Annotated in this window: 19 protein-coding genes; 6 read left to right on the top strand and 13 right to left on the bottom strand. The window is 66.8% G+C overall.

Features of this window, described 5'->3' with window-relative positions:
- Positions 1 to 12: 12 nt before the first annotated feature.
- From rpoB to EYZ64_RS07020, 7 genes are all read right to left on the bottom strand, one after another.
- Positions 13 to 3,522 carry a DNA-directed RNA polymerase subunit beta gene (gene rpoB / locus EYZ64_RS07050; protein ID WP_135452823.1) on the bottom strand — a complete coding sequence of 1,170 codons (3,510 nt, stop codon included), beginning with the start codon at positions 3,520 to 3,522 and terminating at the stop codon, positions 13 to 15.
- 480 nt (positions 3,523 to 4,002) lie between these two features.
- On the bottom strand, positions 4,003 to 4,251 hold the full coding sequence (locus tag EYZ64_RS07045; RefSeq protein WP_135452822.1) for a hypothetical protein: 249 nt from the start codon (positions 4,249 to 4,251) through the stop codon (positions 4,003 to 4,005).
- An 11-nt stretch (positions 4,252 to 4,262) separates the two neighbouring features.
- On the bottom strand, positions 4,263 to 4,478 hold the full coding sequence (locus tag EYZ64_RS07040) for a hypothetical protein (RefSeq protein ID WP_135452821.1): 216 nt from the start codon (positions 4,476 to 4,478) through the stop codon (positions 4,263 to 4,265).
- 85 nt (positions 4,479 to 4,563) lie between these two features.
- Positions 4,564 to 5,649 (bottom strand): ABC transporter ATP-binding protein, encoded by a 1,086-nt coding sequence (locus EYZ64_RS07035; protein ID WP_135452820.1) that lies wholly within the window; start codon positions 5,647 to 5,649, stop codon positions 4,564 to 4,566.
- Between the two features lie 202 nt (positions 5,650 to 5,851).
- Entirely contained in the window at positions 5,852 to 6,238 is a 387-nt protein-coding gene (gene rplL / locus EYZ64_RS07030; protein ID WP_135452819.1) for a 50S ribosomal protein L7/L12, read from the bottom strand.
- A gap of 88 nt (positions 6,239 to 6,326) precedes the next feature.
- Complete coding sequence (gene rplJ, locus EYZ64_RS07025; RefSeq protein WP_135452818.1) at positions 6,327 to 6,854, bottom strand: 50S ribosomal protein L10; 528 nt, start codon at positions 6,852 to 6,854, stop codon at positions 6,327 to 6,329.
- A 253-nt stretch (positions 6,855 to 7,107) separates the two neighbouring features.
- Positions 7,108 to 7,557: an anthrone oxygenase family protein gene (locus EYZ64_RS07020; RefSeq protein WP_135452817.1), complete on the bottom strand. Its 450-nt coding sequence runs from the start codon at positions 7,555 to 7,557 to the stop codon at positions 7,108 to 7,110.
- 73 nt (positions 7,558 to 7,630) lie between these two features.
- Here EYZ64_RS07020 and EYZ64_RS07015 point away from each other — a divergent pair, with 73 nt between their 5' ends.
- The gene (locus EYZ64_RS07015) at positions 7,631 to 8,065 is read left to right on the top strand and encodes a winged helix-turn-helix transcriptional regulator (RefSeq protein ID WP_135452816.1); all 435 of its coding nucleotides are present in this window, start codon (positions 7,631 to 7,633) and stop codon (positions 8,063 to 8,065) included.
- Here the strand turns inward: EYZ64_RS07015 and EYZ64_RS07010 are convergent.
- From EYZ64_RS07010 to EYZ64_RS06995, 4 genes are read right to left on the bottom strand one after another with little or no spacing between them, the layout of a single operon-like run.
- Positions 7,966 to 8,868 carry an ROK family protein gene (locus EYZ64_RS07010; protein WP_286175261.1) on the bottom strand — a complete coding sequence of 301 codons (903 nt, stop codon included), beginning with the start codon at positions 8,866 to 8,868 and terminating at the stop codon, positions 7,966 to 7,968. The genes EYZ64_RS07015 and EYZ64_RS07010 overlap by 100 nt on opposite strands.
- A 16-nt stretch (positions 8,869 to 8,884) precedes the next feature.
- The gene (locus EYZ64_RS07005) at positions 8,885 to 9,502 is read right to left on the bottom strand and encodes a DUF7158 domain-containing protein (protein WP_135452815.1); all 618 of its coding nucleotides are present in this window, start codon (positions 9,500 to 9,502) and stop codon (positions 8,885 to 8,887) included.
- Positions 9,499 to 13,626 carry a glycoside hydrolase family 38 N-terminal domain-containing protein gene (locus EYZ64_RS07000; protein WP_135452814.1) on the bottom strand — a complete coding sequence of 1,376 codons (4,128 nt, stop codon included), beginning with the start codon at positions 13,624 to 13,626 and terminating at the stop codon, positions 9,499 to 9,501. The genes EYZ64_RS07005 and EYZ64_RS07000 overlap by 4 nt, the downstream gene beginning before the upstream one ends.
- Before the next feature lie 18 nt (positions 13,627 to 13,644).
- Positions 13,645 to 14,397 carry an endonuclease/exonuclease/phosphatase family protein gene (locus EYZ64_RS06995; RefSeq protein WP_167857737.1) on the bottom strand — a complete coding sequence of 251 codons (753 nt, stop codon included), beginning with the start codon at positions 14,395 to 14,397 and terminating at the stop codon, positions 13,645 to 13,647.
- A 64-nt stretch (positions 14,398 to 14,461) separates the two neighbouring features.
- Between EYZ64_RS06995 and EYZ64_RS06990 the strand changes: the two genes are divergently transcribed.
- The gene (locus EYZ64_RS06990) at positions 14,462 to 15,010 is read left to right on the top strand and encodes a nucleotidyltransferase family protein (RefSeq protein ID WP_135452813.1); all 549 of its coding nucleotides are present in this window, start codon (positions 14,462 to 14,464) and stop codon (positions 15,008 to 15,010) included.
- Here the strand turns inward: EYZ64_RS06990 and EYZ64_RS06985 are convergent.
- Entirely contained in the window at positions 15,003 to 15,974 is a 972-nt protein-coding gene (locus tag EYZ64_RS06985; RefSeq protein ID WP_135452812.1) for a helix-turn-helix transcriptional regulator, read from the bottom strand. The genes EYZ64_RS06990 and EYZ64_RS06985 overlap by 8 nt on opposite strands.
- 61 nt (positions 15,975 to 16,035) lie before the next feature.
- On the opposite strand from EYZ64_RS06985, the gene EYZ64_RS06980 reads away from it, so the two are divergent.
- A complete protein-coding gene (locus EYZ64_RS06980) occupies positions 16,036 to 16,563 on the top strand; it encodes a DinB family protein (protein ID WP_135452811.1) in 528 nt (175 codons plus the stop codon).
- 13 nt (positions 16,564 to 16,576) lie between these two features.
- A complete protein-coding gene (locus EYZ64_RS06975; protein ID WP_135452810.1) occupies positions 16,577 to 17,176 on the top strand; it encodes a DinB family protein in 600 nt (199 codons plus the stop codon).
- 13 nt (positions 17,177 to 17,189) lie between these two features.
- On the opposite strand, the gene EYZ64_RS06970 is transcribed toward EYZ64_RS06975, so the two are convergent.
- Positions 17,190 to 17,789 carry a TetR/AcrR family transcriptional regulator gene (locus tag EYZ64_RS06970; protein WP_135452809.1) on the bottom strand — a complete coding sequence of 200 codons (600 nt, stop codon included), beginning with the start codon at positions 17,787 to 17,789 and terminating at the stop codon, positions 17,190 to 17,192.
- Between the two features lie 76 nt (positions 17,790 to 17,865).
- Here EYZ64_RS06970 and EYZ64_RS06965 point away from each other — a divergent pair, with 76 nt between their 5' ends.
- Together EYZ64_RS06965 and EYZ64_RS06960 are read left to right on the top strand one after the other, a co-directional pair.
- Positions 17,866 to 18,873: an oxygenase MpaB family protein gene (locus EYZ64_RS06965; RefSeq protein WP_135452808.1), complete on the top strand. Its 1,008-nt coding sequence runs from the start codon at positions 17,866 to 17,868 to the stop codon at positions 18,871 to 18,873.
- A gap of 52 nt (positions 18,874 to 18,925) precedes the next feature.
- Positions 18,926 to 20,293 (top strand): ABC1 kinase family protein, encoded by a 1,368-nt coding sequence (locus EYZ64_RS06960; protein ID WP_135452807.1) that lies wholly within the window; start codon positions 18,926 to 18,928, stop codon positions 20,291 to 20,293.
- The last annotated feature ends 5 nt before the right edge of the window (positions 20,294 to 20,298 follow it).

Below are 20,298 nucleotides of genomic sequence, written 5' to 3'. Positions count from 1 at the left end.
TTCGGACGAGATCTACGCAAGATCTTCAACAGAGGCGGACTCGTTGCGCGACAGGTTGATACCGAGGTTGGCAGCGGCACGCTCCAAGTCCTCGTCATCGCCGTCACGCATCTCGATCGCCGCGCCGTCGCTGGAGAGCACCTCAACGTTGAGGCACAGCGACTGCAGCTCCTTGAGAAGCACCTTGAACGACTCCGGGATACCGGGTTCAGGGATGTTCTCGCCCTTGACGATCGCCTCGTATACCTTCACGCGGCCGACCGTGTCGTCGGACTTGATGGTCAGCAGCTCCTGCAGCGTGTAGGCAGCGCCGTACGCCTGCATGGCCCAACATTCCATCTCACCGAACCGCTGACCACCGAACTGCGCCTTACCACCCAGCGGCTGCTGGGTGATCATCGAGTACGGACCGGTCGAACGGGCGTGGATCTTGTCGTCGACCAGGTGGTGCAGCTTCAGCATGTACATGTAGCCGACCGTCACCGGGTACGGGAACGGTTCGCCACTGCGGCCGTCGAACAGCGTCGCCTTGCCGTCGCTGTCGACCATGACGTCTCCGTCACGGTTGGGCAGCGTCGAGCCGAGCAGTCCGGCCAGCTCCTCTTCGCGGGCACCGTCGAACACCGGGGTGCTGACGATGCTGTCGACCGGGGCCGAGTGCAGACCATCGGGCAGCCTGCTCGCCCATTCCGGCGTTCCCTCGGCCACATCGATGTTCCAGCCGGCCTTGGCCACCCACCCGAGGTGGGTTTCCAGGATCTGGCCGATGTTCATACGACGCGGCACACCGTGGGTGTTCAGGATGATGTCCACCGGGGTGCCATCGGGCATGAACGGCATGTCCTCGACGGGCAGGATCTTGCCGATGACGCCCTTGTTGCCGTGGCGTCCGGCGAGCTTGTCGCCGTCGGAGATCTTGCGCTTCTGGGCCACGTACACGCGGACCAGCTCGTTGACGCCGGCCGGCAGCTCGTCGTCGTCCTCACGGGAGAACACGCGGATGCCGATGACCTTGCCCGACTCACCGTGGGGCACCTTGAGCGACGTGTCGCGGACCTCGCGGGCCTTCTCACCGAAGATGGCACGCAGCAGGCGCTCCTCCGGGGTCAGCTCGGTCTCACCCTTCGGGGTGACCTTGCCGACCAGGATGTCGCCGTCGCGGACCTCGGCGCCGATGCGGACGATGCCGCGCTCGTCGAGATCGGCCAGCACCTCATCGGAGACGTTCGGGATGTCCCGGGTGATCTCCTCGGCGCCCAGCTTGGTGTCGCGGGCATCGATCTCGTGCTCTTCGATGTGAATCGAGGTGAGCACGTCCTCTTCGACCAGGCGGTTCGAGAGGATGATCGCGTCCTCGTAGTTGTGGCCCTCCCACGGCATGATCGCCACGAGCAGGTTCTTGCCCAGGGCCATCTCACCGTTCTCGGTGCACGGACCGTCGGCGACGACCTGGCCGGCCTCGACACGCTGCCCGGCGTCCACGATCGGACGCTGGTTGGCGCAGGTGCCGTGGTTGGACCGGGCGAACTTGCGCATCCGGTAGGTGTGCCGGCTGCCGTCGTCGGCCATCACGGTGATGTAGTCAGCCGAGACCTCCTCGACGACGCCCGCCTTCTCCGAGACGACGACATCGCCGGCGTCGATCGCGGCACGCAACTCCATGCCGGTACCGACCAGCGGCGCCTCGCTGCGCACCAGCGGAACCGCCTGGCGCTGCATGTTGGCACCCATCAGGGCGCGGTTGGCGTCGTCGTGCTCGAGGAACGGGATCATGGCGGTCGCGACCGACACCATCTGGCGCGGCGAGACGTCCATGTAGTCCACGTCGGACGGGGCCACGTTCTCGACCTCGCCACCCTTACGGCGCACCATCACGCGGTCTTCGGTGAAGCTGCCGTCGACGTCGATCGGCGAGTTGGCCTGCGCCACGACGTGGCGGTCCTCCTCGTCGGCGGTCAGGTAGTCGATCTGGTCGCTGACCACACCGTCGATGACCTTGCGGTACGGGGTCTCGATGAAGCCGAACGGGTTGACCCGGGCGTACACCGACAGCGAGCCGATCAGACCGATGTTCGGACCCTCAGGGGTCTCGATCGGACACATGCGGCCGTAGTGGCTGGAGTGCACGTCGCGGACCTCAAGGCCGGCACGTTCACGGGACAGACCGCCGGGGCCCAGCGCCGACAGGCGACGCTTGTGGGTCAGACCCGACAGCGGGTTGTTCTGATCCATGAACTGCGACAGCTGGCTGGTGCCGAAGAACTCCTTGATCGCCGCCACGACGGGACGGATGTTGATCAGGGTCTGCGGCGTGATCGCCTCGACGTCCTGAGTGGTCATGCGCTCACGCACGACGCGCTCCATGCGGGAGAGACCGACCCGGATCTGGTTCTGGATCAGCTCACCCACGGTGCGGAGACGACGATTACCGAAGTGATCGATGTCGTCCACCTCGACCGGGACCTCGACGCCGCCGGGGACGGTCATCGTGGTCTGGCCCTCGTGCAGACGCACCAGGTACTCGATGGTGGCGACGACGTCTTCCTCGGTCAGAGTCGACGACGTGATCGGCTTGCCGGCGTTCAGGCCCAGCTTCTTGTTGACCTTGTAGCGGCCGACGCGGGCCAGGTCGTAGCGCTTCTCCTTGAAGAACAGGTTCTCCAGCAGGGTCTGCGCGGACTCCTTGGTCGGCGGCTCGCCCGGGCGCAGCTTGCGGTAGATGTCCAGCAGCGCCTCGTCGGGACCGGCGGTGCTGTCCTTCTCCAGGGTGCCCATCATGATCTCGGAGAAACCGAAGCGCTCCACGATCTGCTCGCTCGTCCAGCCCAGCGCCTTCAGGAGCACGGTGACCGGCTGCCGACGCTTACGGTCGATGCGGACACCGACGGTGTCGCGCTTGTCGACGTCGAACTCCAGCCACGCACCGCGGCCCGGGATCACCTTGACGCTGTGCAGCGTCTTCTCGGTGGACTTGTCGATGCTGTCGTCGAAGTACACACCGGGAGAACGCACGAGCTGGGACACCACGACACGCTCGGTGCCGTTGATGATGAAGGTGCCCTTCTCGGTCATCATCGGGAAATCACCCATGAAGACCGTCTGGCTCTTGATCTCACCGGTGTTGTTGTTGATGAACTCGGCCGTGACGAACAGCGGAGCCGCGTACGTCATGTCCTTGTCTTTGCACTCGTCAACCGGCGCCTTGACCTCGTCAAAGCGCGGGTCGGAGAAGCTCAGCGACATCGAGCCCGAGAAATCCTCGATCGGCGAGAGCTCTTCGAGCACCTCTTCGAGGCCGCCCTTGGGGTCGGTCTCACCGCGATCAACGGCCTTCTGGCGCCATCCGTCCGCTCCGACCAACCAGTCGAAGGAATCCGTCTGAACGTCCAGAAGCCCCGGAACCTCAAGCGGTTCGCGGAGCTTGGCAAAGGAAACTCGGTTCGGTGCTCCGGGGACGGAGTTATTGGTGTTAGCGTTCGCTGTGCTCTGGCTAGAGACTGCCAAGATGCATCCTTCCAGCACCTCATGCGACTTTCGAAAAGGCCAGCAAGAGCCGTCCTTCTGGGCCGCGATTCTGCGTCGGTTCGGCTGACTGTTTCCTACTTCAGCTCGTCCAGAACCCCATACGCACGGCACTAAGGACTAGGTGCTGAGCAATGCTCAGGCTAGAACTACGATGTGCAGGTCAGATGAGATGGGCAGGATGCAGCCAGCGCAACGTCCAACAATAGCGCAGAACGGCGCATTCCTCAACCACCACACATCCACTGTATGAAACGAGTCACCTGGCGCTGGCTGGCGTCCCTAAACCCGTCACACATGCTGCCCAACAGATTGGCCTGTCCATGGCCTTCCGTCAAGTGCTCACACGCGGTTTCGGGTGGGAGATTTCCGGACCGGGCGGCAGCTCTGGCAACGGCTGGTAGAGCTTCACCTACGCATCGCCGAAACGCGCCAGGAGCGCTGAGCCCACCTGCGCCGGAACGAGCTGCTCGGCAATGATCAGCCCGCCGCCACCCCTCGCACCGAGACGTGAAACGCGCAGGCGACGTGCCGGACGCGTCTGATCGAGCCGAGTTCCAGCGGTTGCAGGTAACCGCCGAGACGTAGTCCGATCCGCTGCGGCCCGAACTCGGCCTCGATCGGAGTGCCCGGCGGAAGCAGCCGGCGGAATCGCGTCGGTATCCCCCAGTACATGAAGTACATGACGAGGCCGACGGCAACCACCATCACCACGACGGCCGGCAACACCGAGGAAGCCCTCAATCCCCCGCCCCGAGCGAGGCGATGACCAACGTCAACAGCGGGATGCCGACGGCTGACGCAAGCACGATCCCCGCCTCGGTGCTGTGTCGAGCCGCCGCGGCCAGCTGGTCGGCCAATCCGGCGCCGGCGATGCCCACGGTGCGGGTCACCTGGTCGAGCCCGGCGCCCGGTTGCGCACCGGACACCGTCGGCTGCGTCCGCGGCGGATTCATCGCGGCTGCGCGTGCATATCGGCTCCTGGTGTCCACGAGACAAGTCAGGCCGGACCCTCGGGGTCCGGCCTGACTTGTTCGAAACTCAGCTCTGGTGAGGCACCTCGATGGCGCCGGTCGGGGCGTCATCCTCGACCGGGCGCTGGTGGCGCGCGGTGGGCTCGTCGCCAAACTGGTGCACCGGCAGCTTGTGCGTGCCCTCGAGGTCGTCGAGGATCGCGGCCTGCGCTGCCGGCGGCAGGGTGTGCAGGATCTCCCGCACGCGGGCCTGGCGGCGGCCCACGGCCTTGCGTTCCGGCATACCGGGAGTCGCCATCAGCTGCGGCGGCACACCCTCGATCTCCTCGACACCGCCGTCGTGCTGGCCGGCGTCGATCATGGCCTGCTCGGCGGCCGCGGTCGCCTCGTCCTTCTCCTCAGACATCCCGATCGGCCCGATACGGCGGCCGTTGAGGAACTGCTTGACGACGGGCTCCTCGCTGGTCAGCAACACCTCGCGGGGGCCGAACATGACCAGCTGCTTGCGGAACAGCATGCCGATGTTGTCGGGCACGGTCCGGGCGATGTTGATGTTGTGCGTCACGATCAGCACCGTGGCGTCGATCTGCGCGTTGATGTCGATCAGCAGCTGGCTCAGGTAGGCGGTGCGGACCGGGTCCAGACCGGAGTCCGGCTCGTCGCACAGGATGATCTTCGGGTCGAGCACCAGGGCGCGAGCCAGGCCGGCGCGCTTGCGCATACCGCCGGAGATCTCGCCGGGGAACTTGTGGCCGTCGTTGGGCATACCGACCAGGTCGAGCTTCTCCATGACGATGTTGCGGATTTCGCTCTCGCTCTTCTTCGTGTGCTCGCGCAGCGGGAAGGCGGTGTTGTCATAGATGTTCATCGAGCCGAACAGCGCGCCGTCCTGGAACAGCACACCGAACAGGGTGCGGATCTCGTAGAGCTCCTTGGCCGAGCATTCAAGGATGTTGGTGCCGTCGATGACGATCGAGCCGCGCTCGGGACGCAGCAGGCCGATCAGGGACTTCAGGAACACCGATTTGCCGGTACCCGACGGGCCGAGCAAAACGCTGACCTCACCCTCGGGAACCGTCAACGTGACGTCTTCCCAAATCTTTGACGATCCGAAAGATTTGCTCAGTCCCGTCACATCGATCTGGACGCCCATAAAGATCCTTCCGCCTACGGCTCACCCCGCCACCTGCTGCGGCCTGTGGCTTGAGTCACCATAGCGCACGGGGCACCGCCCACACATGCTTGTCTCCCAATATTCGGGAGTACCCGGACCCGGACCGAATCAATCCAGCTCATACAAGCAAAGAACCCCCGAATCCGTGGGGATTCGGGGGTTCTTGCGGTCCAGTTTTGGACTACTTGACGGTGACGCTGGCGCCGGCAGCCTCGAGCTTGCCCTTGGCGTCCTCGGCGGCCTCCTTGGAGACCTTCTCCAGCAGCGGCTTGGGAGCGCCGTCGACCAGATCCTTGGCTTCCTTCAGGCCCAGGCCGGAGACGATCTCGCGGACGACCTTGATCACGCCGATCTTCTTCTCGCCGGCACCCTCGAGGATGACGTCGAACTCCGACTGCTCCTCGGCGGCCTCGGCGGCGGCCGGGGCGGCACCGGCGGCGGCAACGGCGACCGGAGCAGCAGCGGTGACCTCGAAGACCTCTTCGAACTGCTTCACGAACTCAGAGAGCTCCAGCAGGGTCATTTCCTTGAAAGCGTCGAGCAGTTCGTCGGTGGACAGCTTGGCCATGTTTATGGTCCTTCCTGATTTTTCTTACAGATGTTGGGTGGTTTGTGCGGTTGCGGTTACGCGACAGCGGCGAGTGAAGCGGAAGCCTCTACGCGGCTTCCTCGGCAGCCTTCTTCTCCTGCAGCGCCGCGGCGAGGCGGGCCATCTGAGAAGCGGGCGCGTTGAACAGGCCGGCGGCCTTGGACAGGTTGCCCTTCATGGCACCTGCCAGCTTGGCGAGCAGCACCTCGCGCGACTCGAGGTCGGCGATCTTCTCGACATCGGCGACGGACAGCGCTTTGCCGTCCATGTAGCCGCCCTTGATGACGAGCGCCTTGTTGTCCTTGGCGAACTTCTTGATCGCCTTGGCGGCGTCAACGGGCTCACCCTTGACGAACGCGATCGCCGTGGGACCGGCGAACAGCTCGTCGAGACCTTCAATGCCGGCTTCGGAAGCGGCGCGCTTCACCAGAGTGTTCTTGGCGACGGTGTACGAGGCGGAGTCGCCGAGGGAACGACGCAGCTCAGCCAGGTTCGCCACAGTCAGCCCGCGGTACTCGGTGACGACGGTGGCCGTCGACGCCTTGAACTGCTCAGCAATGTCGGCAACCGCCGTGGCTTTATCAGCCTTGGCCATGCATGCCTCCTTGTGGTGGGTATCGGGCGCTCCACCAACTTGGGGCCGTGAAATGACGAACGCCCCGACGCAGATAGGTCGGGGCGCAGATATACCCAGCACGAAACTGGTCCAGCCTCGTCCTCCTGCGTGGGCCGCCGGGACATTTCCCGGACCTTCAACCGATTGCTCGGTGACCGACGGTCTTCGGTGGAACCCGACCAGAGTAGCCGAACACCTACCAATCAGCCAAAACGAGCACGCTCGCCGCGCCTCAGCGCGCGCCGGCCAGCACCAGGCAGACGAACGCGGCCGCGAGCAATCCGACCCTCAACCAGTGCAATCGGTCCCAGCGGCGGACCAGTTCGTGGAACTGCCCGGGGTCCTCACCGGCGTCGTTACCGCCGAATCCCGCCGCGACGCGGTTGTTGATCGGTACGAGCGTGGTGAGGGTCAGCAGAATGACCAGCACCATCAGCGCGACCGGCGCGATGAGCAGGGGCGCGGGACGGAACACCGCGGCGGCGATCATCAGCGCCACCGCTGCCATGTACCAGAACGGCATCGCGGTCCCGAGGATCTTGGCGCCGGTTCCGCGCGCCTGCCGATAGGCGGCGTCGGGTAGCCGCTGCAGGATCGGGTTGGTGAACGCGGCGACCCCGAACTCGACGCCCAGCAGCGGCCCGGTGACGATGACGGCGAGAATCTGAACGATTTCCTTCACATCATCAAGCCTGGTCAGTAAGCTGATAAAAAACAAGGTACTGACAAATTAGTCAGCATACGAAGGGCCGGAGATGGCGGTTTCCAAGAAAGAGGTCGGCGACTGCCCGATCGACGCGACACTGTCGGTCATCGACGGGCGCTGGAAAGGCACCATCCTGTGGCGGTTGGCCGACGGGCCGATGCGCACCGCTGAACTGCGCCGCAGCATTCCCGACATCACCGAGCGCATGCTCATCCGGCATCTGCACGATCTGGTCGACGCCGGGATCATCGACCGCCACGATGCGGGCACGGTGCCACCGTGCGTGCACTATTCGATCTCCGAATACGGCAAGACGCTGGGCCCGGTGCTAGGTGCGTTGTGCGAGTGGGGTCGCACCCACATGGAGATTCAGAAGCGGAAGCGTCAGTCACGCGCCAGGGCGGCCGCACCGACCAGGCCTGCGTCCCCGCCGAGTTCGGCCGCCACCACCCGCAGCCCGCGCAGGAAGTCCAGCCCGGCGTAGTCCGCCAACGCCGCACGGACCGGGTCGAACAGCAATGTCCCGGACTTGGCCACTCCCCCGCCGATCACCACCAGGTCCAGGTCGCATACCGCGCCCACCGAGGCGATCATGGCCGCCACCGCGCGGGCGCCACGCTGAAAGGCCTTGATGGCCAGCTCATCTCCGTGATTTGCCGCGTTGCCCAGCGCCTTTGCGTCAGTGCCGGACCAGCCCTGTCGGCGGGCCCAGCGCACCATGCTCGGCCCCGATGCGATGGTCTCGACGCAGCCGTGCCCGCCGCAGGTACACAGCTCACCGCCGTCGGGCGCGACGACGACGTGGCCGACGTGCCCGGCGTTACCGGTGCGGCCGTCGTACGGTGCGCCGTCGAGAACGAGCCCGCCGCCAACCCCGGTCGAAACCACCATGCCGAGCAGGAACTGCGCACCCCGGGCGGCCCCGCACCACTGCTCTCCCAGCGCCATGCACAGCCCGTCGCCGCCGAGTCGCACCGGCAATCGGGCAACGCCGGCAACCCGCTCGACGATCGGAAAGCGTTGCCACTCAGTGATATTGATCGGGCTTACGGTGCCGTTGGGCAAATCGATCGGCCCAGCGGAGGCGACGCCGACTCCGGTCGCGGCTCCGTCCGCGGCCCGCATGGTCTCGCCGAGCAGCATCTCGACGACAGCCCACACCGTCTCGGCATCACCGTCCGGGGTCGGCAGCTGGGCCCGATGGACCAGCTTTCCGTCGGGATCCACCAGGCCGGCGGCGATCTTGGTGCCGCCGATGTCGAGCGCCAGGGTCACCGGCTGAGTCAGGGTCACGTGGGCATTCCTAGTGTTTGTGCGTGTTGTCCGGCTGGCGGGGATCACCGGGGTGTTCATACCCGGGGGCCAGTTCCACCAGGGCGGCGCATCGCGCATCGAGCCACTGCCGGTAAGCCTGCCTTCGAGCGGCCGCCCGCAGGTGCGCGGCGATCCGGTCGTGGACCTCGTCAAGGGACGGTGCGACAGGACCCGCGCGCCATCCGTGCGCCCCGGCCTGTGTCTCGGCGAAGCGCAGCGGATTGCGTGCGTGATATCCGGCCACCTCTGCGTCCGAAACATCGACCGCCGCAGTCACATCCGCGAACACCGCCCGGGCCAGGGGGGTGCCCAGCGTGGCGGCGGCAACACTGCCGATCTCCAGCCGGGCCGCGGTGTCGGGGAGCACCTCACCCAGAGCCGGCACACCATCGGAACACAGTCCGCGCGCGGAGGCCTCGCCGTCGACCACCCGTTCGGCCACCGCCAGTTGAGTCAGCCACCGACGCAGCTGACGCCCCTCGCTGGTTCCGGGGCGCGGCAGCGCCGAGGCCCGGTTTCCTGCTCGCAGTGTTGCCTCCCGCTCGTCGATCTCCTTGATCGACACCGGTTTTCCGGCCACCTGCGCCACCCAAGCCACCTGGTTCATCGCACCGTGACCTTCACCGCAGGCGAGTAGATCAGCCGCCCGGCACAGCCCACCCGGATCAACGCCCACCACTGGCCCGGCTCGACCCACGATGGCGGCGCGACGTCGAACCCGATCTTGGCGGTACCACCAGCGGGCACTTCGACACCCACCGCCGCCGGCCCCATCCATTCCCACGTTCCCCACGGGCTGATGAGGTGTGCCTCAGCGGTCAGGTCCGCGAGTGCGTCGGTGCCGATCGTGATCGACAGTCGCGCGGTCTCACCGGCCTTGACGTCGACGGCATGTGGATCGGACACCAGCTTGAGCACCTGGGCGCTGGTCTCACCGATCGTGACGACGCAGACGTCCTCGACCACCTGCCGCCACGACGGAGGCAGGGCCGCACCCCCACCGGTCACCACGAGTTCGGCGCGCAACGGGTACAGCCCGGGCCCGGCCCCGGCCGGGATGCTCAGCACCACATCGGTTTCCAGGTGTTCCCCGGGCGGCAGCACATAGGGCAGCTCAGCGGGGTGCACCTCCCACCCAGGCGGGGCGGACAACCTGACCCGCCCGTGCAGCGCGTCGTCGGTGCAGTCGCTGGCCGCGGTCAGGCGCACCACGACGTCTGTACCAGGTTGCCCGTCAGTGCTTTCGGGGTGCAGGTATGCGACGGCAGGCAGGCCACCCAACGGAGCCGGACCGCGATTGTGCAGCCAGTACCTGGCATACAACGGCTGCGCCGCCTCGGCTTCCGGCGCCAACCTCCGGTGCTCGGCACGCACCACCTTGGGCAGATTGAGCTGGGTCGACACCGTGGCGATCTGGTAGCCGTGCAGCCTCAGATCCGAAGGCTGCTCGGGCGCCGGCTCCTCCAGCAGGTTCAGGTTCGCGGCGGCCGAGACCGCGCGCAAGCCGGAGCGGAGCGTGACTTCTGCGGAACTACCGGTGATCTCGACCAGACGCGCGGTGACCCCGTCGACCGGATCGGCACTGCGCACGCTGCCCGACGCCAGCGGATTACCGGCCGCCTTGAGTGCACCGAGTTGCACCGACCCGGCGGGCTCGATCTCCAGCAGCGATCCCCACGCCGGCAGCCCGCCACCGGCGTCCGAGTCGACGACCACCGGCTGCAGCGGCCGGTTGAATTCTGCGGCGCTGGGTGCGACCCCCGCGGCCCGCCAGTCACCGGCACCGCTGACCAGTGCGTAGTCGAATGTGTGTGTCCAATGCTGCAGTTGGAAGTTGGATCCGTCCGGTGCCGTGCGCCGTGGCGGGTCGATCCAGGTGCCGGACGGCCAGCCGGTGCAGGACCGCATGAGTGACGTGTGCAGGGTGCCGTCCGGCTCGACCGCGAAGCTCGGCACACCGCGGTTCAGCAGTGCCACGGTGCGGGCCTCGAACGGCTCGGCCGCCGCGGGGGCCTGTTGGGTGACGGCGATTTCGGCCTGCCCCAGCTCATCGACCACCGCATCGAGGTCGCCGGCCAGGATCAGCACCGGCAACGTGCGCACGCCGCGGAGATCGGCGCCGGGCACCCAGTGTTCGATCAACGGCGCGGCGGCAGGCACCCACACCCGAGCCGATCCGGTAGCGTCGATCTGACGTTTGAGCTCATCTGTGTAAGCGACGTCCGCTTCGGCGAGAACAGCTTCGGTGAACGGGTTTTCATCCGGACCGCCGAGAGCGAACCGGGTGTCGGGCAGGTTGGAGTCGACGCTGAGGTCGCCGTACCGCGGCTTGTCGGCGGCACTGCACGTGGCGGTGACGCCGGCCCGCACCAGGGCCACCATCAGATCGCGGGGGTTCACACCGTCGGGAGCGACCACCTCGGCCACCGAGACCGCCCGCACCGCCGCGCCGATGCGCACCCGTACCGCCGAGGACAGCCCGAACCAACCGTAGGCCGGGTTGTCCAGCGTCCACGGGTGTTGCGCGGCGTCAACGGCGTGATGATCCGAACCGTCGTGCAGCAGCCCGAATCCGCGACCGATCACCGCGTCGCCGACCTCGCTCACCGGCAGCGCGCCGGGTACCGGGCAAGGCCACCGCAGCCGGACCAGACGGTCCGCGCCGACGAATTCGTCGATGACGGTGCGGCATTCGACGCGGTCCACACCGGACCAGAGCGTGATGATCTGGGTGTAGCGCAACAGGTCTGGAATGCGGCCTCGCACGATCACCCGCTGCCCGAGTGGGCTCTGATAACACTGCACATCGTCGGCCGGGCCGGCCGAGGAGCACACCACCGGCCCCGTGGGCAGCAGGTGCCAGGGCCCTTCCCCGGCTTGGGGGTGGGCCGAATACTCCTCGTAGACGGCCAGTTCGTTGCCGACGCCGCCGGCGGCGATGAGCTCGCGCCCGTCGTCCACAAGCGAGCACATCGCCCCGCCGCGGGCCGCGTCGACGCGCAGCCGGTAGCGGTCGTTGGCGATCTCGTCTCCGGCCAGCGGTTTCCAGCCGCGCGCCGTCCCGGAGACGAACCGGTAGGACCGCCAGCCCAGTGACGGCACGTCGCGGGCAAGCCAGCTCACCGTCGCGCCGTCATGCTCGACCAGCACGGGCACGTCATTGCCGTCGCTGTCGAGCACCGCACCGGAGAACGGTTCGTCCAGATGCACCGTGACGATGTCGGTCCGGTTGTGCGCCACCGCGTTCCACACGACTACTGACCCATCGACAGCCTCCGACAACAGGCCCAAGGCGTTGTCCCGAGCGGTGACGCCCAGCTCCCAGGCATCGCGCCAGCCGGTGAGCAGGTCGAGGTAGACCTGGTCGGATTCCGATCCGGTGATGGCGTCGTGATGCGCTCCGTAAGCCAGCTGCACCCACGCCTTGGCCATTGCCGCCTGCGGATAGTCGGCGCCGCCGAGCAGCCCGGCGAACACCGCGAACCGCTCGGCGTCGAGCACCGCATCCTCGGCAGCCCGGTTGGCCTGCTTGGTGTCGATGTAGGAGACGTCCTTGCCGGTGTAGATCGGGTTCATGTCGCGGGTCTGCGGGGACGGCGTGATCCCGCGCTCGTCGATCTCGGCCCGCACCGCGCTGAAGAACTCCGACGGCAGCGCGCACACGAACTTCGGCCAGACGTAGCGCGAGTTCCAGTCGCGGTGGATCTGGGTTACCCATTTGTTGGGCGGGGTGTAGTCGGTGCCGACCGGTAGGAGCACGTTGCGGGTCAACGCAACTCGCTTGAGTTTGGTGAACAGCGTGTAAGTGGATTCCTCGGCCTCGGCCAGTGATGCCGAGGAATCCATCCACCATCCGGCCGAATAGTGCGCAGGCATGTAGTGCGTGAGAAGCCCTCGGCCCGAGGGCGCGATCCACTCGAACTCGCTCGCGAACTGCATGCGCTCGGGGTCGCCGTCGTTCTGCATGGGACCCCACTGGTGATGCGGCCCGCGGGCCCACGAACTGGAGGTCAGGCCGACGTCGGCCGCCATCCCGGGAAACTGCGGGTCGTGCCCGAACACGTCGAGCTGCCAGGCGGTGGCCGGGTCGGCACCCAGCACGTCACGCTGAAAACCCATGCCCGCCACAAAGTTCCGGATCGCGGTCTCCGGGCTCGTGAGGTTGGTATTGGGCTCGTTGTAGGTGCCGCCCATGATCTCGACGCGGCCCTCGGCGATGAACCGGCGCAGATCGGCCCGGTCTCCGGGTCGGGCGTCCCAGTAGGGCTTGAGGTAGTCCACCTCGGCCAGCACGAACTTGTACTCCGGAACACGGCGGGCCATTTCCAGGTGTGCGTGCACCAGGTCGAATCCGTTGGTCTGCCGGCACTGACCGGGCGGGTCCTCCGTCCACACGCTGGTGTAGGCGGCCTGGGTATTCCACCAGACAGGGTCGTAGTGGAAGTGGCTGATCATGTACATCGTCCAGCCCGGCTCCGCCACGGTGAACTCGAAGTCGGTGGAGCCCACCCGGGCGCGCCGGATCTCGCCGGGCACACCCCGCTCGACGTCCACCGGTACCTCGACGGCGCCGTCGCCGGGCGCGGCGATCGCCTCACCGGAGAGCCCGTCCCCGCTGACCCGCACGGGCGTCGGCGAGGCGCAGGCCTCGTATCGCACCCGAACCAGCTGCCGAGGGGCATCCTCGGGCCCGGCAAACAGCTCCGTCGTCTCCACTGACGTGACGTGCATCTGCAAAACCCTACGACGTCAAGGCACCGAAATGTCGACGACCAGCGCCCGATGATCCGAGATCGGTAGGTGGGGCGCGGCGTATGCGGCAGCGGCCAGCGTGGGGTCGTCGGTGAGGATGTGGTCGAGTTGCGTGGTCGGCGTGTCGGCAGGAAACGTCGGGGCGGCCCCGAGCGGCCGCCAGTGCTCCGGCGCGCCCGAGTTCAGGTCCCCCATGAGAATCCTCGGGCCCGGGAAGCCACCCAGATCCCGCACGAGATGCCGCAGTTGCACCCGGTTCCACCCCGGCACGAACGACAGGTGGGTATTGGCCACCGAGATCGCGCCGAGTGGCGTATCGACGCGGGCCACCATCGCGGCCCGGGGTTCTTCGTGGACGATCCGGAACCGGCGGATCCCCGAGACGTACATCGGGAACCGGACCGGTATCCGCGGGAGCCGCAACACCTGCCAGTTCTCGACCGGGTACCGGGTGAGCAGGGCGATGCCGTAGGCGGCTGTGCCGGGTTGTTCGCGGCCGGTGGCGGCCATCCAGGTGGCACCGGGTGTTCCGGAGATCGCGGCGACGAACCGGTGGTGCACGGCGTTCATCGCGTCAGCGGCCACGGCGGTCAGGTCCGCCTTGCCCGAGCGCGGCTGATCCAGGTCGACTTCCTGCAGAGCGAGGATATCGGCGTCGAGTTCGGCCACCGCGGCAGCCAATCTGCCCAGGTCGACGTCGCCGTCGTGGACACTGCGCCCGTGCAGGATGTTGAAAGTCGCCAGCCGCATGGGTACTCAGTACCCACAACCGCGCCGGCTCCACCATCGGCGCCCGACAGACCCGGGATCACACATGCTCGACCGCAACGACGCCCTTCGTGACGCACTGAAGCGCGCCGCGGCGGCGTTCAAGGCGCACGGGCCGCAGTTCGCGCTCGCCGGCAGCTACGCGCTGTGGGTCTACGGCGCGCCCGAACCCGTGCACGACGTCGATTTCGTGGTCGCGGAGGCCGACGCCGAGGCGGCCGAGGTGACGTTGCGCAAAGCCGGGTTTCAGATCGTGCACGTCCCCGAGGACTGGTTGTTCAAGGCCTATCCCGACGATGACGTCCTGGTCGACGTGCTCTACCAACTCAACGGGGCCTCGGTGGACGCGGCGACGCTGCGATCCGCCGAGGTGCTCGACGTGCTGGCGATCCGGATGCCGGTCCTGCCGCCGACTCTGGTGGTGTCGGAGAAGCTGTTGTCGCTCAACGAACACCACTGCGACTTCGCGGCGCTGTTGCCGGCGGCCCGTGCGGTGCGCGAGCAGGTCGACTGGGATGCGGTGCGGGTCACGACCGCCGACAACGACTTCGCCGCCGCGTTCCTGGAGCTCGTCGACCGGCTCGGCATCACGTAGTCCGCTGCGAGGCGGCGTGCAGGCGGGCGGCAACAGCACTGACGGCCGTCGCCACCTCGGGTGGTTCGAGCACCTCGAAGTCGTAGCCCACGGTGGCGAAGTACAGCACCATGCGTTCGGGGTCGTCGGCGCCCGCGGTGACGATGCAGGCGTCGGGTCCGTCGGCCTCGACGGTGGCTGATGCCGGTGGAAACTTTTGTGCCACCACCTCTTGCGGGGCGTGGTAGCGGACCCGGGCGCTGTAGCGGTACGGCGAGGCGCTGATCGAGCGGCGCACGTAGTCGGCCGCGTCCGGAGCCTCGCGTGGCACGAACGTGCTGCCGCGGGCCGCCACCGCCGACATCCGGTCCAGCCGCAGGCTGCGCCAGTCTTCGCGGTCACGGTCATAGGTCATGAGGTACCAGCGCCGTCCGGTGGTCACCAGTTGATAAGGCTCCAACCGCCGCTGGGTGTGATTGCCGCGGATGTCGGTGTAGTCCGCGCTGACGTGTTCGTGGTCGCGGCAGGCCCGGGCCAGGGTCATCAGCACCTCGGGTTCCACGGGCGCGTCCGACGAGTTGGGGGTCAGGGTGACGGTCGCGTCGTGCACCGCCGAGACCTGCGAACGCAATCGCGCGGGCATGACCTGGTCGAGTTTGGACAGCGCCCGCAGTGCGGCTTCGCCGACGCCGGCGACGCTTCCGCCGGCGGCCAGCCGCAGACAGACGGCCATCGCGACGGCCTCGTCGGGGTCGAGCAGCAGCGGCGGCAGCGCCGCACCGGCGCCGAGTTGATAGCCCCCGCCCTGGCCCTTGCTGGCGTGGACGGGGTATCCGAGTTCGCGCAGCCGCTCGATGTCACGGCGGACGCTGCGAGTGGTGACGCCGAGGCGGTCAGCCAGTTCCTCACCCGTCCAGGCCCGGCGCGACTGCAACAGTCCGAGAAGCTGCAGTACGCGGCCGGTGGTTTCAGTGCTCACGGCCATGCAAGAAGTGTGCCGCACTTTTAGGACCGAATCGGTCCTATATGCATGAAACGGTAGTCCTATGTGGACAAACCTCCTCGCCGACCAACTGGACTTCCATTGGACCCATCAACTCAGGCCGCGTCTGGACGGCCTGACCGACGACGAGTACTTCTGGGCACCGGTCAAAGACTGCTGGACTGTTCACCCCGACGGCGCTGTCGACTTCAGTTATCCACCGCCACAACCGGAACCGTTCACCACCATCGCGTGGCGCCTGGCGCACGTGATCGTCGGGGTGTTCGCGATGCGCAACCACTCGCACTTCGGCGGGCCGCCGGCTGACTACGAGTCCTGGCCTTACGCCACCGATGCGGCCACGGCCCTTAAACAACTCGACGACGCCTACCGACATTGGATCGACGGGGTCAGAAACCTCGACGACGATGACCTGAAGAAGCCGTGCGGGCCCGCGGAGGGGCACTACGGCGATGAGCCGATGGCCGTACTTGTTCTGCACATCAACCGGGAGGTAATCCACCACGGCGCCGAAATCGCCTGCATCCGTGACCTTTACGTGCACTCCAACCAAACGACCCACAACAGCTGAGGAGAACTGAGCCATGCCAGGAATGCCCCCACCCGCCGGCGACGAACGTCAGACCCTGATCGATTTCGTCGCCTTTCAGCAGAACGCCTTCTTAGCGGTGGCGCACGGCCTCACCGATGAGCAGGCGCGGTCAACCCCGTCGGTCAGCGCGCTGTCGGTCGGCGGTCTGATCAAGCACGTCACCGCCGTACAGAAGGGCTGGGCCGACCGCGCCGAGTATGCACCGCAGTTCCCGCCGCCGGATCCCCGTCCGTTCGAGGAACAGGCGGCCGACTACGCCGATCTGCACGTCATGCGTGACGACGAGACCCTCGCCGGTCTACTCGAGGCGTTCAAGGCCCAGAATGCCGAGACGCTGCGGGTTTTCGCCGAACGGGATCTGGACACCGCGGTCCCGGTCCCCCATGACGTGCCGTGGTTCCCCCAAGACGTCGACCACTGGTCGGTGCGGTGGGTGGCCATGCACCTGATCGAGGAACTCTGCCGGCACGCCGGGCATGCCGACATCATCCGCGAATCCATCGACCGCGCAACGATGTACGAATTGCTGGCCGCCGAGGAGCAGTGGCCCGAGACCGAGTGGATCAAGCGCTGGCGGCCCGCCGAAGTCTGATGGATCTGAGCAATCAGCGGCCCAGGACCAGCCGTAGCGCGTAATCCACCACGGCCTCAAGGTCGTCGCCCAGGTTCCCACCCAGCCACTGCTGGGCAAGCTCGGCCATCGCCCCCGTGTACATGGCCGCGCCGACCTGGGCGGCGACCGGGTCCGAACCCGGATTGAGCCGGCCCCCCTCGGACAGCACGGCCTCGCGCAACAGGTCCTGGGTGGCCGCGCGCCGCGCCGCCAGCACCGGGTTGGCCCTGGCGTCGGTGAACAGCACCCGGCCCCGACGCGGGTCGGCCGAACTGAAGCCCAGTACGGCGGCGATTCCGGCCCGGGTTCGGGCCGGCACCGAGTCCCCGGCCCCGGCCATCGCGGCGTCGACATCGGCCGCCAGGGCCGCGTTCACCTGGTCGTACACCGCACCGAGCAGGTCGTCGGTGTCGGCGAAGCTCTCGTAGAAGTAGCGGGTGTTGAGGCCACATTCGCGGCAGACCGAGCGCACCGAGGTCGCGGCTTCCCCACCGTCCCCGAACAGCCGGAACGCCGCGTCGACGAGCAGTGCGCGGCGTTCGGCGCGGCGGTCCGTCAGCGGCACGCCGGCCCATCGCGTAGGACTGGACATTCCCTCAGCCTAAGTCTGGTCACACCCGTACCCAAAATGTATTCTGGCTACAGACGTAACCAGAAGGGGGTCCACGGTGGACATGCCGCACCAGGTGCTCGAGCAGATGCTGCAGCGGAAGTTCGACAAGGACATTCGTCAGCACTACTTCCGTGGCATGGAGTTCGCCGGGCCGGCAGGCGATCCGGGGTGGTTCGGCCCGGGCAGCGCCGTCTGGCATGTCCACTCCCACACCGAGGCGTTGATCTTTGGTCTGCAGTGCGCGGCCTACATCGAGCGCCTCGATCCGTCCATCTACTGGATGGGCATGCACCATTCGCGCCTGGTCAAGCGCGACGAAAACGGCGATGCAACCGGGGCCGGAGTACCTCAGATCGACCCGCAGGGCGCAGCGGTGCGACTGGGCCACTCCATCGCGTTCTTCATCGGCACCGCCTACGGCAATACCGAAACCGCCGAACGGGTGGCCAAGACCGTGCGCGCCATGCACCACACCATCAAGGGCACCCGCCCCGACGGCGCGGCCTATGACGCCGACGATCCGGACTGGCTGCGCTGGAATTACGCGACCGTGGTGTGGGGGCTGGCCACCGCGCACGAGATCTACCATCCGAACCCGTTACGCGGTAAGAAACTTGACCGCTACTACCAGGAGTTCATCCGCGTCGGACAGGCGTTGGGTGGCACCGACCTGCCGGAAACCAAGGCCGAGACGCTGGACTGCCTACACTCCTACCTGCCCAAGTTGGCGCTCACCCACGGGGCCGCGATGGCCACCGGCCCCAACCTGCCGATGCCACAGAGCGCCGTGGACTGGGCGATCCGTGACACCATGCCGAAGTGGGCCAAACAGCTGATCGGGCACACCGATCCGAACCCGATCGAGCGCGCGGGCCGGCGCGCCATGGTGTGGTCGATCATCAATGGACTACACACCGCGGCGGGCCCCACCTTGGAGTTCCGGGCAGCGCAGAAACGCGTCGCCGCAGGCACCACCATCCCTCATACCGAGCCCACTTACGTACCCGGGAGCGACCCGGTTCTGAGCCGCGAAGAGATCGAAGAAAGGTTTGCGTCGGTGTGACTCACGGCACAGATGTTTTCGGGCGCACGGTGGCCTTTGAGACACTGCAGCTATGAGCACTACGCCGCCGAAAACCAAGCACCGCGAGGTCGCCAGGTTGAGTCGGGTGCCGTTGCCCGTGGAGGCCGCCCGAATCGGGGCCACCGGATGGCAAATCACCCGCACCGGAGTCCGGGTCGCCGCCAACATGTTCGGCAAAGGGTCGCTGCAGCAGAAGATCATCAAGCAGGTGCCGCAGACCTTCTCTGATCTGGGTCCCACGTACGTCAAGTTCGGCCAGATCATTGCGTCCAGCCCCGGCGCCTTCGGTGAGCCGCTGAGCCGCGAATTCCGCAGCCTGCTCGACCGGGTGCCGCCGGCCGACACCGATGAGGTGCACAGGCTGTTCGTCGAGGAACTCGGCGACGAGCCGACGAACCTGTTCAAGAGTTTCGACGAGAAGCCGTTCGCCTCCGCCTCGATCGCGCAGGTGCACTTCGCCACGCTGCACAGTGGCGAGGAGGTGGTGGTCAAGATCCAGCGCCCGGGGATCCGCCGCCGCGTCGCCGCGGACCTGCAGATCCTCAAGCGTGGCGCCCAACTGGTGGAACTGGCCAAGCTGGGCCGCCGGCTGTCGGCGCAGGACGTGGTCGCCGACTTCGCCGACAATCTCGCCGAGGAGCTCGACTTCCGGCTGGAGGCCCAGTCGATGGACGCCTGGGTGTCACACATGCACGCCTCTCCGCTGGGCGAGAACATCCGGGTACCGCAGGTGTATTGGGACCTGACCAGCCCGCGGGTGCTGACGATGGAGCGGGTCACCGGGGTCCGTATCGACGACGTGGCCGCGATCCGCAAGAAGGGCTTCGACGGCACCGAGCTGGTCAAGGCCCTGTTGTTCAGCGTGTTCGAGGGCGGCCTCAAACACGGCCTGTTCCACGGCGATCTGCACGCGGGCAACCTCTACGTCGACGACGACGGCAAGATCGTGTTCTTCGACTTCGGCATCATGGGCCGCATCGACCCGCGTACCCGATGGTTGTTGCGCGAGCTCGTGTTTGCACTGCTGGTCAAGAAGGATCATGCGGCAGCGGGCAAGATCGTGGTGCTGATGGGAGCCGTGGGAACGGTGAAACCCGAGGCGGAGGCCGCCAAGGACCTGGAGAAGTTCGCTACCCCCCTCACGATGAAGTCGCTCGGCGATATGTCCTACGCCGAAATCGGCAAGCAACTCTCGGCACTGGCGGATGCCTACGACGTCAAACTGCCACGCGAACTGGTGCTCATCGGCAAGCAGTTCCTCTATGTCGAGCGCTACATGAAGCTGCTGGCGCCGAAGTGGCAGATGATGAACGACCCCCAGCTCACCGGGTACTTCGCGAACTTCATGGTGGATATCGGCCGCGAACACAAAGACAATGCCGACGGGAACGAGGCCTGAGTGGC

The sequence above is a fragment of the Mycobacterium sp. DL99 genome, from assembly GCF_004762045.1.
In the GTDB taxonomy this organism is placed as follows: domain Bacteria; phylum Actinomycetota; class Actinomycetes; order Mycobacteriales; family Mycobacteriaceae; genus Mycobacterium.
The sequence above is the reverse complement of the archived record's forward strand: the minus strand, read 5'-3'. Positions and strand labels throughout refer to the sequence as shown.